The organism is Streptomyces sp. NPDC039430 (genome assembly GCF_055639435.1).
On the sequence record NZ_JBVKAK010000016.1, the window covers coordinates 31,734 to 47,164 of the forward strand.

Annotated in this window: 14 protein-coding genes; 5 read left to right on the top strand and 9 right to left on the bottom strand. The window is 72.1% G+C overall.

The genetic code is table 11. The annotated features are described in order from the left end of the window. Positions 1-19 precede the first annotated feature (19 nt). The 4 genes from ACZ7LS_RS29910 to rsmI all read right to left on the bottom strand — a co-directional run bounded on the left by ACZ7LS_RS29910 (position 20) and on the right by rsmI (position 4,003). Positions 20-1,309: a ubiquitin-like domain-containing protein gene (locus ACZ7LS_RS29910; protein ID WP_385131528.1), complete on the bottom strand. Its 1,290-nt coding sequence runs from the start codon at positions 1,307-1,309 to the stop codon at positions 20-22. A gap of 231 nt (positions 1,310-1,540) precedes the next feature. Further along, on the bottom strand, positions 1,541-2,410 hold the full coding sequence (locus tag ACZ7LS_RS29915) for a TatD family hydrolase (RefSeq protein ID WP_382522005.1): 870 nt from the start codon (positions 2,408-2,410) through the stop codon (positions 1,541-1,543). Positions 2,411-2,484: 74 nt separating this feature from the next. Beyond that, entirely contained in the window at positions 2,485-2,970 is a 486-nt protein-coding gene (locus ACZ7LS_RS29920) for a hypothetical protein (protein ID WP_382522008.1), read from the bottom strand. 127 nt (positions 2,971-3,097) lie between these two features. Then, entirely contained in the window at positions 3,098-4,003 is a 906-nt protein-coding gene (gene rsmI, locus ACZ7LS_RS29925) for a 16S rRNA (cytidine(1402)-2'-O)-methyltransferase (RefSeq protein WP_382522011.1), read from the bottom strand. 62 nt (positions 4,004-4,065) lie between these two features. Between rsmI and ACZ7LS_RS29930 the strand changes: the two genes are divergently transcribed. The 4 genes from ACZ7LS_RS29930 (at position 4,066) to ACZ7LS_RS29945 (ending at position 9,831) form a co-directional block, all read left to right on the top strand. Next, the gene (locus ACZ7LS_RS29930) at positions 4,066-5,784 is read left to right on the top strand and encodes a dolichyl-phosphate-mannose--protein mannosyltransferase (RefSeq protein WP_382522014.1); all 1,719 of its coding nucleotides are present in this window, start codon (positions 4,066-4,068) and stop codon (positions 5,782-5,784) included. 206 nt (positions 5,785-5,990) lie between these two features. Then, positions 5,991-7,634, top strand: a complete 1,644-nt coding sequence (locus tag ACZ7LS_RS29935; RefSeq protein ID WP_385131533.1) for a penicillin-binding transpeptidase domain-containing protein — start codon at positions 5,991-5,993, stop codon at positions 7,632-7,634. Continuing rightward, entirely contained in the window at positions 7,631-8,482 is an 852-nt protein-coding gene (locus tag ACZ7LS_RS29940) for an EamA family transporter (RefSeq protein WP_382522020.1), read from the top strand. Before ACZ7LS_RS29935 ends, ACZ7LS_RS29940 begins: the two co-directional genes overlap by 4 nt. 233 nt (positions 8,483-8,715) lie before the next feature. Beyond that, positions 8,716-9,831: a DUF1259 domain-containing protein gene (locus tag ACZ7LS_RS29945; RefSeq protein WP_385131537.1), complete on the top strand. Its 1,116-nt coding sequence runs from the start codon at positions 8,716-8,718 to the stop codon at positions 9,829-9,831. A gap of 200 nt (positions 9,832-10,031) precedes the next feature. Here ACZ7LS_RS29945 and ACZ7LS_RS29950 read toward each other — a convergent pair whose 3' ends face one another. The 5 genes from ACZ7LS_RS29950 to ACZ7LS_RS29970 form a co-directional block, all read right to left on the bottom strand. Beyond that, a complete protein-coding gene (locus tag ACZ7LS_RS29950; RefSeq protein WP_385131540.1) occupies positions 10,032-10,802 on the bottom strand; it encodes an SDR family NAD(P)-dependent oxidoreductase in 771 nt (256 codons plus the stop codon). Next, entirely contained in the window at positions 10,789-12,003 is a 1,215-nt protein-coding gene (locus ACZ7LS_RS29955; RefSeq protein ID WP_385131542.1) for a serine hydrolase domain-containing protein, read from the bottom strand. The genes ACZ7LS_RS29950 and ACZ7LS_RS29955 overlap by 14 nt, the downstream gene beginning before the upstream one ends. 77 nt (positions 12,004-12,080) lie before the next feature. Beyond that, a complete protein-coding gene (locus ACZ7LS_RS29960; protein WP_382522032.1) occupies positions 12,081-12,863 on the bottom strand; it encodes an energy-coupling factor ABC transporter ATP-binding protein in 783 nt (260 codons plus the stop codon). Further along, positions 12,860-13,621, bottom strand: a complete 762-nt coding sequence (cbiQ, locus tag ACZ7LS_RS29965; RefSeq protein ID WP_382522035.1) for a cobalt ECF transporter T component CbiQ — start codon at positions 13,619-13,621, stop codon at positions 12,860-12,862. The genes ACZ7LS_RS29960 and cbiQ overlap by 4 nt, the downstream gene beginning before the upstream one ends. A gap of 1 nt (position 13,622) precedes the next feature. After that, positions 13,623-14,678: an energy-coupling factor ABC transporter permease gene (locus ACZ7LS_RS29970; protein WP_382522037.1), complete on the bottom strand. Its 1,056-nt coding sequence runs from the start codon at positions 14,676-14,678 to the stop codon at positions 13,623-13,625. A gap of 270 nt (positions 14,679-14,948) precedes the next feature. Here ACZ7LS_RS29970 and ACZ7LS_RS29975 point away from each other — a divergent pair, with 270 nt between their 5' ends. After that, positions 14,949-15,362, top strand: coding sequence for an SsgA family sporulation/cell division regulator (locus ACZ7LS_RS29975; protein ID WP_382522040.1), 414 nt, complete (start codon positions 14,949-14,951; stop codon positions 15,360-15,362). The last annotated feature ends 69 nt before the right edge of the window (positions 15,363-15,431 follow it).

Sequence of the window (15,431 nt, forward strand, 5' to 3'; positions counted from 1 at the left end):
GCATCGGGCTCAGTGGTGCTCACCCGGTCAGCCTACGGCCGCAGTGGGGCCAGGGGCTCGCCCCCCGCTGCACGTAGAGCTTCTTCGCCCGGTACGTCTGTTCCTCGGCCGGCGCGTCCTGCGGGCGTCCGCTGCCGCCGAGGGCGTGCCAGGTGCCCGTGTCGAACTGGTACAGGCCGCCGTAGTTCCCCGACGCGTCGACGGCCCCCGGCCGGCCCCCCGACTCGCAGGCGGCGAGCCCGGCCCAGTTGAGCCCGTCCGCGCCCGACACGGAGGCCGGCGCCGTCCTCGTGCCCACCCGCACCCGCTGGGTGACCGCCCGGCGCACCACCTCTTCGTGGATCTTCCGCGGCTTCTCCTTGACGCCGTTGACACTGCGCAGGGCGTACGTGACCCGCCGCGCGCCCGGCCTGCCCTGCTGGTCGATGACCTCGGTCCCCCGGAAGAGGCCGGGGTCCTCGGTCCGTACGGTGTCGTACGGGATGGGCTCGTCGCGTACCCGCTCACCGGCGGTGATCCGCATGACGGTGATCGTCGAGCCGTCGCGCGGGAAGCTGTCGGGCGGTACGGACGTGGTGTCCTGCCCGCGCAGCGCGAGGCCGGCCTGTGCCAGGGCCTCGGCGACGGTCGCCGCGTTGGTACGGATCGTGTGCTCGCGGCCGTCCGCCATGAACGTGACGGTGCGCTCGGTCCGTACGTCCAGGGCGAGTCCGGAACGGGAGATCGCGGCGGAGCGCGAGACGGAGAGGAACGCGCCCTCCGCGCGCACCCCGAGCTGGCGCAGCGCGCCCTCGACGGTGCGGGCCGTCGTCCATACCTGGCGCCGGTGCCCGTCGAGGGTGAGCAGGACGGGCCGCCCGTAGCGGACGACGACATCGTCGCCGTTGGCCAGCTCCGCGCCGGGCGCCGGGGCGACGATGTCGTGCGCGCCGACCGACACGCCCTCGCGCGCGAGCAGTTCCTCCACCTCTCCGGCGAAGGTGTGCAGGGTGCGCGGCTCGCCACCGTCGACGGTGAGTTTCACGGCCTTGTCGTTGACGAGGAACGCCGAGGTGCCACCGGCGAGGAAGGCGACGACGAGCGCCTGCGGGACGAGCCGGCGCAGCGCCTCGGGGGGCAGGGAGGCCGTGGGCAGGACGGCCCGGGGCGCCGGGACGGCTCCGGGTGCCGCGGCGACCCCTGGCAGCGCGCTCCCGTACGGCGTGACATCGGACGAGGCGGCTCCGGACGGGGCGGGTCCGGACGGGGCGGGTGTACGGCGGCCGAACCCGCCCCGTGCGGCACGGTGACTGCCCTGCGCATTGCTCACGACGCTCCACGACATCCGGTCCGGTCCACCACGGCCCGGATGCCCACGACCGCGGTGCCCCCGGAGACTAATGGAGGCGCCGTCACTCTCCAAAGCGACTCGACTACGCTGCGTACCGGCGCTACTCTGCGCTCCCCCGCACCCCCGCCGGGACCGCCGGGACCGCCAGGACCGCCGGGACCTGCCGATCCCCGCCCCGGACCGCCGGCCTCCGCCCCGGACCGTTATGCGTCAGTAACCGAACGCTCGCGCCGTGTTGCCGGAAACCGCCTCGGCCATGGCGTCCTCACCGATCCCCCGCACCTCCGCCATCGCCCGCAGCGTCACCGGAATGAGATAAGGCGCATTGGGCCGGCCGCGATAGGGCGCCGGTGTGAGAAAGGGCGCGTCCGTCTCGACGAGAACAAGCTCCAATGGCGCTACTGTGAGCGCGTCACGCAACGGCTGAGCGTTTTTGAATGTGACATTGCCTGCGAAAGACATGTAATACCCGGCCGCCGCACATACCGCGGCCATTTCCGCGTCACCGGAATAACAATGGAACACCGTGCGTTCCGGAGCGCCTTCTTCCGCGAGAATGCGCAGCACATCGGCGTGCGCCTCGCGATCATGGATCATGAGCGCCTTGCCGTGGCGTTTGGCGATCTCGATATGGGCGCGGAAGGAGCGCTCCTGGGCGGCCATGCCCTCGGGGCCCGTACGGAAGTGGTCGAGCCCCGTCTCGCCGACGGCCCGTACCCACTCCAGCGCGGCCAGCCGGTCGATCTCGGCCAGCGCGTCGTCCAGCGCCGGGTCGCCGCCACCCTCGCGGGCCCCCTGCCGCGACCAGCCGTCGGGGTCGCCGTGCACGATCCGGGGCGCTTCGTTGGGGTGCAGCGCGACCGCCGCGTGGACCTGCTCGTACGCCGCCGCGGTCTCCGCGGCCCAGCGCGAGCCCTTGATGTCGCACCCCACCTGGACCACCGTCGTGACACCGACCGAAGCGGCCTTGGCGAGACCGTCCTCGACCGTGCCGTCCTGCATGTCCAGGTGGGTGTGCGCGTCCGCGACCGGGACCCGAAGGGGTTCGGGCAGCGGTGGCGGGGCTTGTTTCGCACTCATGGGCGCGATCCTACGAGGGTCGCGTCCGGCGGATCACATGCGGTGGTACGGGTGGCTCGGTGACGCGCGGTGGGTCACGTGCGGTGGTGGAAGGGGTGCAGGAGGTCGGAGAGATGCCAGTGGTGCTGCCTGGCCGCCTTGTCCGCCCCGGTCGCCCCGTCCTCCCCCGACGGAGCGGCCCCGGCGGCCCCGGCGGCGCCGCCGGTTATCTCCTCGCCCGCCTGCGCCGGTATCCCCTCGCCCGCCTGCGCCGGTATCCCCTTGCCCGCCGCCCCGCGCTTGCCCTTCGCCGGGTGGTGGCGCTCCGCCATGAGCGCCCGTACCGACGAGACCTGGCCGGACCGCATGATGCGGACGAGGTGCCCCCCGCAGTTGGCGCAGTTCGGGCTGGACAGCGGGGAAGCCACCCGTACACCCTCGGACTTGTAGACGACGAAATTGTGGCCCGAGCCGTCGACGTGGTGCTCTATGTCGTACGCCTGCTCCCAGCCGTGCCCACAACGCATACAACAAAAGGCATATGCCTCGTGGGCGGTGGCTGTACCCGTGATCTCACTCATGCCAGCTCCTCTCCACTGACCAAGTGGACGCCTTTGACAGCGGGAGCGCATCAGCCCTGTCGATTAATGGATTGGTCTTGGCCTTCTCATGCCCAAAGAGCCCGGCACCCGGTCTGCGCTTTACATTTCACGAGAGTCCTTTGCCGTCCGCGGGGGACTTGTGCGCGGACGCCGAACCGGGGGCGGCGCGCGCCGCGTTCTTCGCCGCGACCACCGCGTCGAACACCTCGCGTTTGGGGAGGCCCGCCTCGGCGGCGACGGCGGCGATCGCCTCCTTGCGCCGCTCCCCCGCCTCCTCCCGCACCCGTACCCGCCGTACCAGTTCCTCGGGGTCCAGCTCGCCGGGCACCGGCTCCGGGGCGCCCTCCACGACCACGGTGATCTCTCCCCGTACGCCCTCGGCCGCCCAGGCCGCCAGCTCGCCGAGCCCGCCGCGCCGCACCTCTTCGTACGTCTTGGTCAGTTCGCGGCAGACGGCCGCCCTGCGGTCGGCGCCGAAGACCTCGGCCATCGCGGCGAGGGTGTCGTCCAGGCGGTGCGGCGCCTCGAAGTAGACGAGCGTGCGCCGCTCGGCCGCGGCCTCCCGCAGCCGGCCGAGCCGTTCGCCCGCCTTGCGGGGGAGGAAACCCTCGAAGCAGAAACGGTCCACCGGCAGCCCGGAGAGCGCCAGCGCGGTCAGTACGGCCGACGGGCCGGGCACGGCCGTGACCCTGATGTCCCGTTCGACGGCCGCCGCCACCAGCCGGTAGCCGGGGTCGGAGACGGACGGCATGCCCGCGTCCGTGACCAGCAGCACCCGCGCCCCGCCCGTCAGCGCCTCGACCAGCTCCGGCGTACGCGCGGACTCATTGCCCTCGAAGTACGACACGACCCGGCCGCGGGTCTGCACACCGAGCGCCTGCGTGAGCCTGCGCAGCCGCCGCGTGTCCTCCGCGGCGATCACATCGGCGGTCTCCAGCTCGGTGGAGAGCCGGGGCGGCGCGTCCGTGACATCACCGATGGGCGTCCCTGCGAGTACCAGCGTTCCAATCACATCCGCCATCCTCGCAGGGCGCGAGGCACCCCACGCACAGTGGCGTTCCCTACGATGGCGCGGTGACCAGTACTGCGCCAGAAGCCCTCCACGGGCACGACGCCGGCGACAAGCCGCCCTCATGGCCTCAGCGGCTGCGCCGATTCGGCCATGTGCCCCGGCCGGTGACCGGGCTGCGCGAGCGGCTGGTGCCGCCGTACACCCGGCCCTCGGAGCGGCTGTGGGCCGTGCTCGGGGTGCCTCCCCGGCTCGCGGACCGGATGATCCGCTGGTCCGCGTGGGGCGGGCCGCTGCTCGTGGCGCTGGTCGCCGGAGTGCTGCGGTTCTGGAACCTGGGCAGCCCCAAGGCGGTGATATTCGATGAGACGTACTACGCGAAGGACGCCTGGGCGCTCATCAACCAGGGGTACGAGGGCAGCTGGCCCAAGGACATCGACAAGTCGATCCTGAAGGATCCGTCCTCGGTCCCGGTGCCCGGCGATCCCGGCTATGTGGTGCATCCGCCGGTGGGCAAGTGGGTCATCGGCCTCGGCGAGCACTTCTTCGGGTTCGACCCCTTCGGCTGGCGCTTCATGGTGGCGGTGCTCGGCACGCTCTCGGTGCTGATGCTGTGCCGGATCGGGCGGCGGCTGTTCCGTTCCACGTTCCTGGGGTGCCTGGCGGGCGCGCTGCTCGCGGTGGACGGCCTGCACTTCGTGATGAGCCGCACGGCCCTGCTCGACCTCGTGCTGATGTTCTTCGTGCTGGCCGCCTTCGGCTGTCTGCTGATCGACCGCGACTGGGCACGGCGGAGACTGGCGGCGGCCCTCCCGGTGGACGAGGAGGGCGTGCTGCGCCCGGACAGGGAGGTCGCGGAGAATCTGCGGCTCGGCCTGCGGCCGTGGCGGATCGCGGCCGGACTGATGCTGGGCCTGGCGTTCGCGACGAAGTGGAACGGGCTCTACATCCTGGCCGCCTTCGGGATCATGTGCGTGGTGTGGGACCTCGGCGCGCGCCGGACGGCGGGCGGAGGGCCGTTCTGGGGAGTGTTCCGGCGCGATCTGCTGCCGGCCTTCTTCTCGACGGTCCCGGTCGCGATCGTCACGTACATCGCCTCGTGGACCGGCTGGATCGTCACCGACAAGGGCTACTTCAGGAACTGGGCCGAGACGGCGGGCAAGGGCGGCAACTGGACCTGGCTGCCCGACTGGCTGCGCAGCCTCTGGCACTACGAGAACGAGGTCTACAGCTTCCACGTCAATCTGACGTCGGGCCATACCTACCAGTCGAACCCGTGGAGCTGGATCGTCCTGGGCCGTCCGGTCTCGTACTTCTACGAGGACCCGGCGGCCGGCACCGACGGCTGCCCGGCGTCCACGGCCGGCAAGTGCGCCCGCGAGGTGCTGGCGATCGGCACCCCGCTGCTGTGGTGGGCGGGGGCCTTCGCGCTCTGCTACGTCCTGTACCGCTGGTTCTTCCGCCGCGACTGGCGCGCGGGCGCGATCGCCTGCGCGGTGGCCGCGGGCTGGGTGCCCTGGTTCCTGTACCAGGAGCGGACGATCTTCCTCTTCTACGCGGTCGTATTCGTGCCGTTCCTCTGTCTCGCGGTGGCGATGATGATCGGCGCGATCGTGGGGCCCGCGGGCTCGGACGAGAGACGCAGGACGATCGGCGCCGTCGGCGCGGGCGTGCTGGTCCTGCTGATCATCTGGAACTTCATCTACTTCTGGCCGCTGTACACGGGGACGGCGATCCCGCTGGACTCGTGGCGCAACCGGATGTGGCTCGACACCTGGGTCTGATCACGGCGGACGGGGCCACGGCGGACCGGGGCCACGGCGAACGGGACCACGGCGGACGGGACCACGGCTACCGCGGAGGCGCGCGTCAGTCCGATAACACTCACCGGCGCTCGCCCCCTGTGACGCACCGGTCCCGTAGGGTGCACATGTCATCTTCTTGAACGCGTTCAGATGTTCAGGGGACTCCTGGGGAGGGGACCGCACTCATGCGCAGTGGAACCAAGATCGCCGTAATAGGCGGGGTGTTCGCCGTGTTCGCGGGCGGGGTCGGGTACGGCGCGTACCACATCTACGGCGGGCTCACCGGCGGCGACGGGTCATCGGGCGGCGACCTCGCCACCGCGACGCGCGAGGTCAGGACCGGCCCGCTGAGCGCCGCCGAGGTCGACAAGGCCGCGAAGGACTTCCTGGCGGCGTGGGCGAAGGGGGGCGACCCGGCCGCGGTCGCCCAGCTGACCAATGCCCCCGCCACCGCCGAGACCGTCATCGGCGGCTACCGCGAGACGGCCGGTGTCAGCACCGCGGTGATCACGCCGGGCCCGGCGGTCGGCGCCAAGGTTCCCTTCACCGTGAAGGCCACCGTCGCGTTCGACGGGAAGACCAAGCCCTGGTCGTACACGTCGGAACTGACCGTGGTGCGCGGGCTGAGCACCGGCAGGCCGCTGGTCGACTGGGCGCCCTCGGTGATCCATCCGAAGCTGACGAAGGACACCGACCTCGTCACCAGCGAGGCTTCCGCGCCCCCGATCAAGGCCGTCGACCGCAACGGCGCGGAGCTGACGAAGGAGAAGTACCCCTCGCTCCGGCCCGTCCTCGACGAGCTGCGCAAGCGGTACGGCGACGACGCGGGCGGCTCCGCCGGTGTCGAGCTGGTGCTGAGGAGCGACACCGGGAGCGTGCCGGACGAGACGCTGCTCACGCTCTCCAAGGGCACGGCCGGCCGGCTGACGACCACCCTGGACGCGAACGTGCAGGCCGCCGCCGAGCAGGCGGTGAAGAAGTACAGCGAGGCGTCGGTCGCCGCCGTCAAGCCGAGTACGGGCGAGATCCTGGCGGTCGCCAACAACCGCAAGGACGGCTGGAACGCGGCGATGCTCGGCAGGCAGGCGCCGGGCTCCACGATGAAGATCGTGACCGCGGCGATGCTGCTGGAGAAGGGGCTCGTGGCCGCCGACCGGCCGGCCGAGTGCCCCAAGGAAGCGCTGTACCAGGGCCGTACGTTCACGAACCTGGACGGTTTCTCCATCACGGGCGGCACATTCACGCAGAGCTTCGCCCGCTCCTGCAACACCGCCTTCATCAAGCTGATCGACGACGCCGAGGACGACGCCGCGCTGAAGGCCGAGACCGAGGAGGTCTTCGGCATCGGCCTGGACAACTGGAAGACGGGCGTCGCGTCCTTCGACGGCAGCGTGCCGGCCGCGGCGGGCGGCGAGGCGGCGGCGCAGTACATCGGGCAGGGCACGGTCCAGATGAACGTCCTCAACATGGCGTCCATCACGGCCACCGCCAAGAACGGTTCGTTCAAGCAGCCCGTCATCGTGCCGCGTTCGCTGGACGACAGGGAACTGGCCACCGCCGCGCGCCCGCTGCCGTACGACGTGGCGCGCCAGCTGCGCGACATGATGCGGGTCACGGCCACGAGCGGTACGGCCGCGAAGGCGATGTCCGGGCTGGGCGGCGAGAAGGGCGCGAAGACCGGTTCCGCGGAGGTCGACGGCCAGGCCACCTCCAACAGCTGGTTCACGGGCTACCAGAACGACCTCGCCGCGGCGGCGGTCGTCCAGGCGGGCGGCCACGGCGGCGACGCGGCGGGCCCGGTGGTGGCGTCGGTGCTGGCCGCGGGGTGACACCGCTCGTCACCGCCGCGGTCCTCGTCGCCGCTCTCACCCACGCCGGGTGGAACGCCCTCGCGCACACGATCAAGGACCAGCTGGTCGCCTTCACCCTGATCGGCGGGGGCGCGGCGGTGATCGGCGCCGCCCTCGCCTGCTTCACGCCGCTGCCGCACGCGGCGGCCTGGCCGTATCTGGTCGTCTCCGCGCTGCTGCACATCGGCTACCAGGCGCTGCTGATGCGCTCGTTCAGTCTGGGCGACTTCGGCCAGATGTATCCGATCGCGCGCGGTACGGCGCCGCTCGTGGTGACCGTGCTGGCCGCCGTCTTCGTCGGGGAGTCGCTGGACGCCTGGCAGGCGGCGGGCGTCGCCGTCGCCTCGGCGGGGCTGGTCGGTCTCGCGCTCTGGGGCATCAGGGGCTCGGGGAGGACACCCGACTGGCCCGCGCTGCCGGCGGCGGTCGCGACGGGGCTGTCGATCGCCGCGTACACGGTGGTGGACGGTGCGGGGGTGCGCGCCTCGGGGTCACCGCTCGCCTATATCGCCTGGCTGATGATCCTGGAGGGCCTCACGATCCCGGCGTACGCCCTGTACGCGCGCCGTGGCCGGCTGCTCGCCCAGTCGCGGCCCCACGCGGCGCGGGGGCTGCTGGGCGCGGCCCTCTCCATGCTGGCGTACGGCCTGGTCCTGTGGGCCCAGACCCGCGCCCCGCTCGCTCCCGTCGCCGCGCTCAGGGAGTCGTCGATCATCGTCGGCGCGGCCATCGGGGCGGTCTTCCTCAAGGAGCGCTTCGGTACGCCGCGCATCGCGGCGGCGGGTCTGATGGTGGTGGGTATCGGGCTGATGCTGCACGCGGGCTGATACGCCCCGCTGTGCGCGTCACCCGGACGCCTCGCGGCTTTCCGGGGCGTCGTCGGCACGGCGGCGCGGGCGCTGACCGCCCCCTGAGGCGCTCCACCGGCCGCCCGCGGGCCTCCCCACCCGGGCTTTGGTCCGGACGGTGCCACTTTGGCAACACTCGCCGGACAGCGCTCGACAGATCCTGGTTTATCCAGCCGCTCATGGTCTCCTCTCGTCACGGAGGTATCGATGTGATGAGCGGACAACCACACGAAGAAGCGGACAATCACGGCACACCTGACAGCGACCGGGACCAGGACCAGGACCGGGACCGGGACACGGAAACGGACCGGGACACGGCCCACCGGTCGGAGACCCCGAGGCGCCTCCTGCTGACCACGGCCGCCGCGCTGGCGCCGCTGCTGGCCGGGATCGGCGCCACCACCGCCCGCGCCGAGGCCCAGGATCCGGCCCCCGCCGCGGAGCACGGCGGCGGTCATCCGCGCGAGCCGGTCCAGCCGGTGACCACCACCCCGGCCGACTGGGAGCAGGTCGCGCGGGTGCTGGGCCGTAAGGGTTTCATGGCGGGCGACAAGGCGTACAACACGCACTTCCCACGCCGGGACCTCCATGTCGTCTCCTACCAAGTCCCCGTCTCACCGGAACTCGCCCTGGGCTCGCACGTGGCCTTCGTCCGCTACGCCGACGGCAACGTGCTGGCCATGGGCGATCTCACGGTGACCGAGGGCGAGTTGCAGGAGGTGACGGACGTCCTCCAGGCGCACGGCATCGAGCAGACGGCGCTGCACAAGCATCTGCTCGCCCACTCCCCCGACGTCTGGTGGACCCATGTCCACGCGCACGGACGGGATCCGGTGGTCATCGCCCGCGGGCTGCGCGCGGCGCTCGACCGCACCGGGGCCCCGCCCGCCGAGCCGCCGCGGCCGACCGGGCCCATCGATCTGGACACCGACGGCATCGACGCCGCGCTGGGCATGAAGGGCTGGCAGGAAGGCAGGGTCTACAAGACCACCTTCGCGCGCCGGGAGGTCGTCGTCGAGAGAGGCATGGCGCTGCCCCTCGGCCTGGGCACGATCTCGGCCTTCATCTTCCAGCCCCTGGGGGACGGCAGGGCCGCGCTCAACGGCGATGTCGTGATGGTCGCCGAGGAGGTCCAGGACGTCATCAAGATCCTGCGGAGCGGCGGGATCGGTCTGGTCGAGCTGCACAACCACGGACTCAGGGAGGAGCCCCGCCTGTTCTTCATCCACCTCTGGGCCGTGGGCGACGCCCTCGACCTGGCGATGACCCTGCGCAAGGCGGTGGACGCCACCAACGTCGTGGGGGTCGCGCGCGGGCGCGGGGTGTAGGGCGCGGCGGGGTGCAGGTCGTCCGGCCCGCCGGGCGGGAGGGGGAGCGTCGCGCCACGGCGGCACGGGCCGCGCCCCGCCCGGCTCCCGCGCCCCGCCCGGCTCCCGCTCCTCGCCCGTGACACCGCGCGCCGCACCTCGCCCGCGATTCCGTGCGATTCCGTGCGATTCCTGAGATGCCGTGCGCTGCGCCTCGCGCGCTACGCCTCGCCCGAGAACACCCTCCGCAGCCCCAGATTGCTGGTCAGGATCCCGCCGTCGACCGGCAGCGTCACCCCCGTGATCCAGGAGGCGTCGGCGGACGCCAGGAACGCGACCGCCGCCGCGACATCGGCCGGCGTGCCCACCCGCCCCATCGGATAGTGGGCCGCCACGCGGTCCAGCACCGCTTCGCGGCCCGCCCAGGCGCCGGTGTGGATCGTGCCCGGCTCCACGAGGTTGACGCGGACACCGCGCGGCGCCGCGTGGCCCGCCAGCGTACGGGTCAGGCCCGCCAGACCGGCCTTGGCCGCGCTGTAGGCGTGGTTGCCGAAGTCCTGTTCGCCGTTGACCGAGCCGATCGAGACGATCGCGCCCCGGCCCGAGGCCGCCAGATACGGCAGCGCCGCGCGGGCGCAGCGGAAGGCGCCGGTCAGGGTGATGTCGAGGTCCAGCGCCCAGACCTCGTCCGGCTCGTCCTCGAAGAGCGGGGCGTCCTTGGCGCACGAGTACGCGTTGTTCACCAGCACGTCCAGCGAGCCGAAGGTCTCGGCCGCGTACGCGACCGCCGCCTCCACCGACGCCCGGTCGGCGACGTCGCAGCCGCGCGCGACCGCGCCCGGGATGGATTCGGCGGCCGTCATCGCCCGCTTCTCGTCCAGGTCCGTGACCAGGACGCGCGCGCCCTCCTCCGCCAGCCTGCGCGCGGTCGCCTCGCCGATGCCCCGGCCCGCGCCGGTGATCAGGACTCCGTATCCGTCAAATCGCTTCATCCGGCGATGATGTCGCCGTTCGCACCGCGCGCACCAGAGCCTGTGCGCGGGGGTCCGCCGTCACTCCCCTGCGCATCCCGTTCGTCACGTACCCCATCGCGATGCCCGACTCCGGGTCGGCGAAGCCGAGCGAGCCGCCGCGCCCCGGGTGTCCGAAGGAGCCGGGGCCGAGCAGCGGGGCGGCCGGGCCGTGCAGCATGAAGCCCAGGCCGAAGCGGGTGGCGACGACCAGGACCCGGTCCGGGCCCGCCGATTCCTCGGTACGCGCGAGGGTCAGCGTCGCGGGGGCGAACAGCCGGTGGCCGTCGACGGGGCCGATCATCGCGGCGTAGCAGCGGGCCAGCGCGCGGGCGGTCGAGATGCCTCCGGAGGCGGGGAGTTCGGCGGCGCGGTAGGCCGGGTCGTTCTCGTCGGGCCGGGGTTCGATGACGCCGAACGCGCGCCGCGTCAGGGAGTCCGCGTCGCGGTACGCCTCCGACACGGACCGTTTGGGCCGCAGCCTGAGTGCTCCGCCGACCGCCGCCGGCTCCTCGGCCGGTCCGATCCGGCCGACCCGGTGGGCCTCCTCGGCGGGCAGTCCCACCCAGAAGTCCAGGCCCAGGGGACGGGCGATCTCCTCGGCGATCCACCGGCCCACGCTGCGGCCGGTGACCCGCCTGACCAGTTCGGCGATCAGCCAGCTGTAGGTGTGCGCGTGATAGCCGTGGTCGGTGCCCGGCTCCCACTCCGGCCGCTGGGCGGCCAGGGCCCGCGCGCCCGACTCCCCGTCGATGGCCTCGGCCGGGGTGAGCGGCCGGTCGAGCACCGGCACCCCGGCGCGGTGCGACAGGAGGTGGCGTACGAGCGCCCGTTCCTTGCCCGCGGACTTGAACTCGGGCCAGTACGTGCCGACCGGGGCGTCGAGGTCGATCTGTCCGCGCTGGTGCAGGAGCAGCGGTACGGCGGCGGCGACGCCCTTCGTGGCGGAGCGCACGATCTGTGCCGTGTCGACGGCCCACGGCGCCGCGTCCACGCCGTCCGCGCCCCGGTCACCCGGCTCCTGTCCGGTGAGATCGCGGGTGCCCGCCCACAGGTCGACGACCTTGCGCCCGTCCCGGTACACGGCGACGGCCGCGCCCCGTTCCCCGAGCCGCTCGAAGTTCCGTACGAACGCGTCCCTGACCGGCTCGAAGCCCGCCTCCACCGTGCCCTGGACGTCCACGCCCGCACTCCCGCCCCGTCGGTACCCACGCCTCGTACCGCTCGTCGTCCCGCCACGCCCCGGCGGCGCGACCCCCTCTATGGTGCAACGTGCCCCGGCGATACGGAACGCGGGTCGAAACCGAACGGCAGCTCCAACCGGTGCGCGCCCATCAGCTTCCCGTCGCCGAGGAGTTGCCCCGTGGGCCCGTCCGCCACGATGACGCCTTCGCTGAGGATCACCGCACGCGGGCAGAGTTCGAGAGCGTACGGCAGATCGTGCGTCACCATCAGTACGGTGATGTCCAGCGCCCGCAGGATGTCGGCCAGTTCGCGCCGGGACGCCGGGTCGAGATTGGACGAGGGCTCGTCGAGGACGAGGATCTCCGGCTCCATGGCGAGGACGGTCGCCACCGCGACGCGGCGGCGCTGGCCGAAGGAGAGATGGTGCGGCGGCCGGTCCGCGTACTCCGCCATCCCGACCTGGCCGAGCGCGGCGGTGACCCGGGCCTCCAGTTCGGGGCCGCGCAGCCCCGAGGCCGCCGGGCCGAACGCCACGTCCTCGCGCACTGTCGGCATGAACAGCTGGTCGTCCGGGTCCTGGAAGACGATGCCGACCCTGCGGCGGATCTCGGCCAGGTTCCGCTTCGCCACTGGCACCCCGGCGACCGCGACCGAACCGGCCCCGGCGGTCAGGATGCCGTTGAGATGCAGGACGAGCGTGGTCTTCCCGGCCCCGTTGGGCCCCAGCAGCGCCACCCGCTCCCCGCGTCCGACGGTCAGATCGACGCCGAAGAGGGCCTGATGGCCGTCGGGATACGCGTACGCGAGCCCGCTGACCTGGAGGGAGGCGGGCACGGCGGGGGCGGAGGGCTCGGTCATAGGGTCCAGCCAAGCAGACAGACGGCGAGTGCCGACACGGGGAGGGCGGCGGCGTATGTCCACTGCGCCCGGGACGCGGTCACGTCGTCGATGACCGGCATGGTGCCCGCGTACCCTCTGCTGACCATCGCCAGATGCACCCGCTCGCCGCGCTCGTAGGAGCGGATGAAGAGCGCGCCGGCGGACTTGGCGAGGACGCCCCAGTGCCGGACGCCCCGGGCCTCGAAGCCGCGCGAGCGCCGGGCGATCGACATCCGCCGCATCTCGTCGGTGATGACATCGCCGTAGCGGATCATGAAGGACGCGATCTGCACGAGCATCGGCGGCAGCCGCAGCCGCTGGAGGCCGAGCAGCAGGGAGCGCAGCTCGGTCGTGGAGGCGAGGATCACGGACGCGGCGACGCCCAGCGTCCCCTTCGCGAGGACGTTCCAGGCGCCCCAGAGCCCGGGGACGCTCAACGACAGCCCCAGGAAACGGACGTGATCGCCGGGGACCACGAAGGGCATGAGGAACGCGAAGGCCACGAACGGGATCTCGATCAGCAGCCGGCGCAGCAGGACGCCGGCGGGGATACGGGCCACGCGCGTGACGGCCGCGAGCAGCACGGCGTACAGCGCGAACGCCCAGACGGCCTCGCGCGGGGTCGAGACGACGACGAGCACGAAGCAGAAGACGGCGGCCAGTTTGCAGTGCGGGGGCAGTGCGTGGACCGGTGAGTCTCCGTGCCGGTAGAGCGTGTGGGCGTGACCCGCGCCCATGTCAGACGTTCCCGCCGGCCGTGGCCGTGGTCGTGTCCGCGGTGGTACGGCGCCGTCGTACCACCCAGAAGACACCGGTGCCGACGGCCACCGTCGCGCCCACCCCGATCACACCGGCGAGCCCGCCGGAGATCCGGGCGTCGTCTACGTCCCTGACGCCGTAGTCGGCGAGCGGGGAGTCGGCGGTGTGGTGCGGCTCGGTCTTCCGGTCGATGCCCTGGTCGGCGGCGACCTTCTCCAGGCCGTCGGGGTTCGCGGAGGCGTAGAAGGAGACGAAACCGGCCAGGACGAGCGCCGTGACCAGCCCGGTCGCCCAGACCTTGCGGGTGGAGCGCGCGGCGGCCGGGACAGGGCCGGACGCCGGTGCGGCGTCGACCAGTTCGCCGTCCACCCGCAGCTTCAGCGGCGCGGACAGCCCCCGGGCGCCGTACACGAGGTCGGGCCGTACGGCGATGACCGCGCCGACCGTCAGCGCCGTGATCGCGGCCTCGCCGATGCCGATGAGCACATGCACCCCGACCATGCCGGTCAGCACCTTGCCGATCGGGATGTCGGTCGTCCCGCCGATCCAGTAGAAGAAGGTGAACCCGAGGGCCGCGGCCGGTACGGAGACGAGGGCCGCCACGAACGACGAGACGGTCACCGAGCGGCGCGTACGCGGCAGGAGCTTCACCAGAGCGCGGAAGAGCGCGTACGAGACGACGGTCGTCACCACGGCCATGTCGGTGATGTTCACCCCGAGCGCGGTGAGCCCGCCGTCCGCGAAGAGGATGCCCTGCATCAGCAGGACGACGGAGACACACAGGATCCCTGTATACGGGCCGACGAGTATCGCCGCGAGCGCCCCGCCCAGCAGATGCCCGCTCGTCCCCGCGGCCACGGGGAAGTTGAGCATTTGTACGGCGAAGATGAACGCGGCGACGAGTCCGGCGAGCGGTGCGGTGCGCTCGTCCAGCTCCCGGCGCGCGCCGCGCAGGCTGACCGCGACGGCGCCCGCGGCGACGGCGCCGGAGGCGGCCGAGACGGGCAGATCGATGAATCCGTCGGGGACATGCATGGCGGGGGCTCCGCTTCCTGCTCGTATGGCGCGGTGATGAGCCGTTCGATGATAGGGCCCTCTTGCGAACAGCTCGCAAGAGCATGTGCCATGCAGGGTGCCGGAAGGATGGTGCGCAGGTGTACGAACAGCAAAGCTATGGACAAATGCGGGAGGTTTTGTATGATTAGTAGCTAAATGTCCGGTTCTTCACGGAACCGCGCTCCCGATCCCGCCCAGCCACCGGCAGTCACGAGCAGCCGTCGCAGCAGCCACCGAGGAGCCAGGTCGATGCCACCCATCGTCTCGCAGCCCGCCACAGCGTGTCTCATCACGGACGCCCCGCACCCCAAGACCGTCTCCGTCACACTCCGCTACGACGGCGCCGATCCGCTCGCCATACGTATCGTGTTCCCTCCCGAGGTCTCCCTCGACGACGACGAGGTCGTCTGGGCCTTCGCCCGCGATCTCCTCGAATCCGGCCTGCGGCTCCCCTCCGGTGAGGGCGACGTCCAGGTATGGCCCTGCGGACGGGCCCAGATCGTCGTGGAGTTCCACTCGCCGGACGGGGTGGCGGTGGTCCAGTTCGACACCGCGCCGCTGCGCCGGTTCCTGGACAGCTCGTACGCGATGGTCCCGGCCGGCCAGGAGCAGCACGACATCGAGGTCGAGACCGAGCTGAGCAAGCTCCTCCACAGAACCTGAGACGCACCGCGGCCCGGCCGCCGCCCCTCGGGGCGTACGACCGGGCCGCGTTGACGCTCCGGCTCCCGT

What these genes read in the sequence shown, in the direction of transcription:
- ACZ7LS_RS29915 (WP_382522005.1), bottom strand. Translation starts at nt 2,410, where the DNA reads ATGAGTGCGAAACAAGCCCCGCCACCGCTGCCCGAACCCCTTCGGGTC.
- ACZ7LS_RS29920 (WP_382522008.1), bottom strand. Translation starts at nt 2,970, where the DNA reads ATGAGTGAGATCACGGGTACAGCCACCGCCCACGAGGCATATGCCTTT.
- ACZ7LS_RS29935 (WP_385131533.1), top strand. Translation starts at nt 5,991, where the DNA reads ATGCGCAGTGGAACCAAGATCGCCGTAATAGGCGGGGTGTTCGCCGTG.
- ACZ7LS_RS29945 (WP_385131537.1), top strand. Translation starts at nt 8,716, where the DNA reads ATGAGCGGACAACCACACGAAGAAGCGGACAATCACGGCACACCTGAC.
- ACZ7LS_RS29950 (WP_385131540.1), bottom strand. Translation starts at nt 10,802, where the DNA reads ATGAAGCGATTTGACGGATACGGAGTCCTGATCACCGGCGCGGGCCGG.
- ACZ7LS_RS29960 (WP_382522032.1), bottom strand. Translation starts at nt 12,863, where the DNA reads ATGACCGAGCCCTCCGCCCCCGCCGTGCCCGCCTCCCTCCAGGTCAGC.
- cbiQ (WP_382522035.1), bottom strand. Translation starts at nt 13,621, where the DNA reads ATGGGCGCGGGTCACGCCCACACGCTCTACCGGCACGGAGACTCACCG.
- ACZ7LS_RS29970 (WP_382522037.1), bottom strand. Translation starts at nt 14,678, where the DNA reads ATGCATGTCCCCGACGGATTCATCGATCTGCCCGTCTCGGCCGCCTCC.
- ACZ7LS_RS29975 (WP_382522040.1), top strand. Translation starts at nt 14,949, where the DNA reads ATGCCACCCATCGTCTCGCAGCCCGCCACAGCGTGTCTCATCACGGAC.